The following is a 5,962-nucleotide window of genomic DNA, read 5'->3' on the forward strand; positions in this document are numbered from 1 at the left end:
CAGGAGGACACAGAAGTGGCGAAGGCGAAGTTCGAGCGGACGAAGCCGCACGTCAACATCGGGACCATTGGTCACGTTGACCACGGCAAGACCACGTTGACCGCGGCTATCACCAAGGTGCTGCATGACAAGTACCCGGCACTCAACGAGTCGCGTGCGTTCGACCAGATCGACAACGCGCCCGAAGAGCGTCAGCGCGGTATCACGATCAACATCTCCCACGTGGAGTACCAGACCGAGAAGCGTCATTACGCGCACGTCGACGCCCCAGGTCACGCTGACTACATCAAGAACATGATCACCGGTGCCGCCCAGATGGACGGTGCAATCCTGGTGGTCGCCGCCACCGACGGCCCGATGCCGCAGACTCGCGAGCACGTGCTGCTGGCCCGCCAGGTCGGGGTGCCCTACATCCTGGTCGCGCTGAACAAGGCGGACATGGTCGACGACGAAGAGCTGTTGGAGCTCGTCGAGCTGGAGGTCCGCGAGCTGCTGGCCGCTCAGGAGTTCGACGAGGACGCCCCGGTCGTCAAGGTATCGGCGCTCAAGGCCCTCGAGGGTGACGAGAAGTGGGTCAAGTCCGTCGAAGAGCTGATGGACGCGGTCGACGAGTCGATCCCGGACCCGGTCCGCGAGACCGAGATGCCGTTCCTGATGCCGGTCGAAGACGTGTTCACCATCACCGGTCGTGGCACCGTGGTGACCGGGCGTGTCGAGCGTGGCGTGATCAACGTCAACGAAGAGGTCGAGATTGTCGGCATCAAGCCGGCCAGCACCAAGACCACCGTCACCGGTGTCGAGATGTTCCGCAAGCTGCTCGACCAGGGCCAGGCCGGTGACAACGTCGGTCTGCTGCTGCGTGGTATCAAGCGGGAGGACGTCGAGCGCGGTCAGGTCGTCGTGAAGCCCGGCACCACCACCCCGCACACCGACTTCGAGGGCAGCGTCTACATCCTGTCCAAGGACGAGGGTGGCCGGCACACGCCGGTCTTCAACAACTACCGTCCGCAGTTCTACTTCCGCACCACCGACGTGACCGGTGTGGTGACGTTGCCGGAGGGCACCGAGATGGTGATGCCCGGTGACAACACCGAAATCTCGGTCAAGCTGATCCAGCCCGTCGCCATGGACGACGGCCTGCGGTTCGCGATTCGTGAAGGTGGCCGCACCGTCGGCGCCGGCCGGGTCACCAAGATCATCAAGTAGTTCGAACGTCGGATGCGGCGCTCACCCGAACGGGTGGGCGCCGTTGTCGTTCCCGCGCGACGAGGCGCATAGAACACGTTCCAGTTTCGCGGCTAGCCTGATCGCCAGGCGGCGAAAGGGGCAGACGTGTCGGGACCGGCAGGAAACCTGCAGGGTCGGGTCGCGTTCATCACCGGTGCCGCGCGCGGCCAAGGGCGCGCCCATGCGGCCCGACTGGCGCGCGAGGGCGCGGACATCATCGCCCTCGACATCTGCGGACCGGTGTCTGACAGCATCAGCTATCCCTCGGCCACAACCGATGATCTGGCCGAGACCGTCCGGGCGGTGGAAGCCGAAGGGCGAAAGGTGTTGGCGCGCGCAGTCGACACTCGTGACGACGCAGCGGTTCGACTGCTGGTGGCAGATGGCGTCGAACAATTCGGCCGTCTCGACATCCTGATCGCCAACGCGGGAGTGCTCAGCTGGGGACGGGTGTGGGAACTCACCGACGAACAGTGGGACAGCGTCATCGGGGTCAACCTCACCGGAACCTTCCGTACGGTGCGCGCGGCGGTGCCGGCGATGATCGAGGCCGGCAACGGCGGCTCCATCGTCGTGGTCAGCTCGTCGGCCGGACTCAAGGCCACGCCCGGCAACGGTCACTATTCGGCGTCCAAGCACGGGCTCACCGGGCTGACCAACTCACTGGCCATCGAACTCGCCGAGTTCGGTATCCGGGTCAACTCCATCCACCCGTATTCGATCGACACACCCATGGTCGAGCCTGATCTGATGATGCAGGTGTTCGGAAAGCACCCGCACTACATCCATAGCTTCGGCCCGATGCCTTTGCAGCCCAAAGGTTTCATGAGTGCCGCCGAAGTGTCCGACGTCGTCGCGTGGCTCGCGGGCGATGGCTCGGGTACGTTGACCGGAGCGCAGATTCCGGTCGACAAGGGCGTGTTGAAGTACTAATTCGCCAGCTCGGTCAATGTCGCGGCTAATTGATCGATGGCCCAATCGATTTCACTATCGGTGATCACCAGCGGCGGTGCGATCCGTATAGTCGACCCGTGCGTGTCCTTGACCAGGACGCCGCGTTCGGCCAGCCGCAGGCTGAGCTGCCTGCCGGTTCCGAGCGCCGGGTCGATGTCGACGCCGGCCCAGAGCCCGAGCCCGCGCACGTCGAGCACGCCCTGACCGATCAGCGCACGCAGCCGCCAATGCAGTCGTCGTCCCAGTCGTGCGGCACGCTGCTGGAATTCGCCGCGGTTCAGCATCGACACCACGGTGCTGCCGATCGCCGCGGCAAACGGGTTACCGCCGAACGTCGAACCGTGCTCACCGGGATGTAGCACGCCGAGAATGTCGCGGTCGGCCACCACCGCCGACACCGGGGCGACACCGCCGCCCAAAGCCTTGCCCAGCAGATAGATGTCGGGGGCCACCCCCCAGTGATCGCAGGCGAATGTGCGCCCGGTGCGAGCCAGGCCGGACTGGATTTCGTCGGCAATCATCAAAATGTTTCGGGCCGTGCAGATTTCACGCACCTCCGGCAGATAGTGATCCGGTGGCACGATGACGCCGGCCTCGCCCTGGATGGGCTCCAGCAAGACGGCGACGGTGTGCTCATCGATCACCTTGGTCAGCGCCCCGGCGTCGGCGAACGGCACTGAACGAAAGCCCGGGGTGAACGGCCCGAAGCCGGCGCGGGCGGTCGGATCCGTCGAGAAGCTGACGATGCTGATGGTCCGGCCGTGAAAGTTGTTGTCGGCAACCACGATATTGCCCGAGCCGGCGGGAACACCCTTGACGTCGGTGCCCCATTTGCGCGCTACCTTGAGCGCGCTCTCGACCGCCTCGGCACCGCTGTTCATCGGCAGCACCATGTCTTTGCCACACAACGCGGCCAGCGACGCGCAGAACCGTCCCAGGGGTTCGGCGTGGAAGGCGCGGCTGACCAGCGTGAGGACGTCGAGTTGCGCGTGGGCGGCCGCGGTGATCTCGGGGTTGCGGTGCCCGAAGTTGACCGCCGAATATGCGGCCAGGCAGTCGAGGTAGCGGCGACCTTCGACATCGGTGATCCAACATCCCTCGGCGCCGGCCGCCACCACGGGCAGCGGCGAGTAGTTGTGCGCGCAGCAGCGTTCGTCGAGCGCGATCGCCGACCCGGTCAGTTCACCACTGCCGGCCACCACCGTGCGCGATGCGGTCACGCATACACCTCGAGCGTGCAGCACTTGACGGATCCACCACTCTTGAGCAGCTCGGGCATGTCGACACCGATCGGCACGAAGCCGGCTTCGGTCAGTTGCCGCGCGAAGCCGACGGCCGCGGCCGGGTGTATGACGTGGCGGCCGTCGGAGACGGCATTCAGGCCGAACGCGAAGGCGTCGGTCGTGTCCACCTGGATCGCATCGGGAAACAGGGTTTCCAGGTGCGCGCGGGAGACGTAGCTGAACGCCGGCGGATAGTAGGCGATGGTGTTGTCGTCGAGCACGGTCAGCGCGGTGTCGAGATGGTAGAAGCGCGGATCGATCAGTTCGAGGCTGATCACCCGCCGGCGAAAGATCCCGGCTATTTCGCCGTGTGCCCGCAGGTCGGTCCGGAAACCGTAACCGGCCAAGATGTCGTCGCCCACGGGTAACAGGTCGCCCTGGCCTTCGTTGACGTGGCGGGTCCGGTGTGGCCGGTAGCCGTGCGCGCGCAGCCACGCGGCGTATGCGGCTGACTCCTGTTTGCGCTCAGGGTATTTGAAGCGCGCAATTACCGCCCTGCCATCGATGATCAACCCGCCGTTGGCGGCGAAGACCATGTCCGGCAGGCCGGGCACCGGGTCAACCAGATCAACGGTATGCCCCAGCCGCCGGTAGAGGTCGGGTAGCTGCTGCCATTGGGCTGACGCGACTGCCGGATCGACGGGAGTCGTGGTGTCCATCCACGGATTGATCGCGTAGTCGACCGCGAAGAACCGCGGCGGCGTCATCACATAGTGCCGAACGGTGGCTGTGCGTTCGACGCTCTGACGCCATGTGTGGGTCCCCGAATCGGCAACGGTCGTCATGGAATCAACGGTAGGAGACGCCGCCGCGCAATGCATCACTTTGTATTGCGTTATTGCACCCTATTCATTGCTCAAAATGGCATGATACAGCTATCTGTTGCGTATGGAGGGGTGATAGATCGGTTGGATGACATCGATGAGCAGATTTTGGCCGAGTTGGCTCAGTACGCGCGGGCGACGTTCGCCGACATCGGTGAGCGGGTGCGACTCTCGGCGCCGGCGGTCAAGCGGCGCGTCGACCGGATGCTCGAGCGCGGAGTGATCCGCGGATTCACCACCGTGATCGATCGCAACGCGGTGGGGTGGCGGACCGAGGCCTATGTGCAGGTCTTCTGCCACGGCCGAATCTCGCCGGACGAATTGCGTCGCGCCTGGCTCGACATCCCCGAAGTCGTCAGCGCCGCGACGGTTACCGGCACCGCCGACGCCCTCTTGCGAGTGCTGGCGCGCGACATGACGCATCTCGAGGACGCGCTGGAACGGATTCGCACCAGTGCCGCCGTCGAACGCAGCGAGAGCATCGTCGTGCTGTCGAACCTGATCGACCGGTCGCACGCGCAGGGGTGAGCGACTCCTCGGCCACCACAATCGTGTAATAACTCTCCAATGACCACGAACCCTGGCGACAACGGCATCCTGATCGTCGGCGGCGGACTTGCCGCGACCCGGACCGCCGAGCAGTTGCGTCGGGCCGAATACGCCGGTCCGATCACCATCGTCAGCGATGAGGTGCACCTGCCCTATGACCGCCCCCCGCTGTCCAAAGAGGTGTTGCGCAGCGAGGTCGACGACGTGACGCTCAAGCCGCGCGCGTTCTACGACGAGCAGAACATCACTGTGCGATTGGGCGCGGCCGCCACCGGCATCGACACCGGGGCGCGGACCGTGACGCTCGAAGACGGATCGGTACTGGGTTACGACGAACTCGTTATTGCGACAGGCCTGGTGCCACGGCGCATTCCGGCGTTCCCCGACCTGGCGGGCATCCGGGTACTGCGCTCATTCGACGAGAGTCTGGCGTTGCGCCGGCACGCCTCGCAAGCGCAGCGCGCCGTGGTTGTCGGCGCCGGATTCATCGGCTGCGAGGTGGCGGCCAGTCTGCGTCGACTCGGAGTCGATGTCGTGCTGGTCGAGCCGCAGCCCGCGCCCCTGGCCGGGGTTCTCGGCGAGCAGATCGGCTCCCTGGTGGCCCGGCTGCACCGTGCGGAAGGGGTCGACGTGCGCACCGGTGTCGGCGTGGCCGAGGTGCGTGGTGACAGCCACGTCACCTCGGTGCTGTTGACCGACGGCACCGAGGTGAATGCCGATCTGGTCGTGGTGGGCATCGGGTCGCGGCCGGCGACCGATTGGCTCGACGGCAGCGGCATCGAGGTCGACAACGGCGTCATCTGCGACTCCGTCGGCCGGACCAGCGCACCGAACGTGTGGGCGCTCGGCGACGTGGCGTCATGGCGTGACACCAAGGGACAGCAAGTGCGCGTAGAACATTGGAGCAATGTCGCCGACCAAGCCCGCGCCGTCGTGCCCGCCATGCTCGGCCAGGATGCGCGGGCAGGCGTGGTGGTCCCGTACTTCTGGAGCGATCAGTACGACGTCAAGATCCAGTGCCTGGGCGAACCCGTCGCCACCGACACCGTGCACATCGTCGAGGACGACGGCCGCAAGTTTCTCGCCTACTACGAGCGCGACGGTGCGGTGGCCGGCGTGGTGGGT

6 protein-coding genes are annotated in these 5,962 nt (G+C 65.6%); 4 read left to right on the forward strand and 2 right to left on the reverse strand.

What is annotated here, in order from left to right:
- Positions 1–15: 15 nt before the first annotated feature.
- Positions 16–1,206 carry an elongation factor Tu gene (gene tuf, locus AC2VOU_RS17705; protein WP_486958550.1) on the forward strand — a complete coding sequence of 397 codons (1,191 nt, stop codon included), beginning with the start codon at positions 16–18 and terminating at the stop codon, positions 1,204–1,206.
- A gap of 126 nt (positions 1,207–1,332) precedes the next feature.
- Positions 1,333–2,160 (forward strand): mycofactocin-coupled SDR family oxidoreductase, encoded by an 828-nt coding sequence (locus AC2VOU_RS17710; protein WP_486958546.1) that lies wholly within the window; start codon positions 1,333–1,335, stop codon positions 2,158–2,160.
- On the opposite strand, the gene rocD is transcribed toward AC2VOU_RS17710, so the two are convergent.
- Positions 2,157–3,401, reverse strand: coding sequence for an ornithine--oxo-acid transaminase (gene rocD, locus AC2VOU_RS17715; RefSeq protein ID WP_486958547.1), 1,245 nt, complete (start codon positions 3,399–3,401; stop codon positions 2,157–2,159). The genes AC2VOU_RS17710 and rocD overlap by 4 nt on opposite strands.
- A complete protein-coding gene (ddaH, locus tag AC2VOU_RS17720; RefSeq protein ID WP_486958548.1) occupies positions 3,398–4,249 on the reverse strand; it encodes a dimethylargininase in 852 nt (283 codons plus the stop codon). Before ddaH ends, rocD begins: the two co-directional genes overlap by 4 nt.
- 114 nt (positions 4,250–4,363) lie before the next feature.
- Here ddaH and AC2VOU_RS17725 point away from each other — a divergent pair, with 114 nt between their 5' ends.
- Together AC2VOU_RS17725 and AC2VOU_RS17730 are read left to right on the forward strand one after the other, a co-directional pair.
- A complete protein-coding gene (locus AC2VOU_RS17725; RefSeq protein ID WP_486958551.1) occupies positions 4,364–4,816 on the forward strand; it encodes an Rv2324 family transcriptional regulator in 453 nt (150 codons plus the stop codon).
- A 39-nt stretch (positions 4,817–4,855) separates the two neighbouring features.
- Positions 4,856–5,962 (forward strand): NAD(P)/FAD-dependent oxidoreductase (locus AC2VOU_RS17730; protein WP_486958549.1); only part of this gene is annotated, 1,107 nt, incomplete at its 3' end.

It is taken from the genome of Mycobacterium sp. TH-M25, assembly GCF_057473665.1.

Coding starts and splice junctions, on each gene's coding strand:
- ddaH (WP_486958548.1), bottom strand. CDS start 4,249: ATGACGACCGTTGCCGATTCGGGGACCCACACATGGCGTCAGAGCGTC.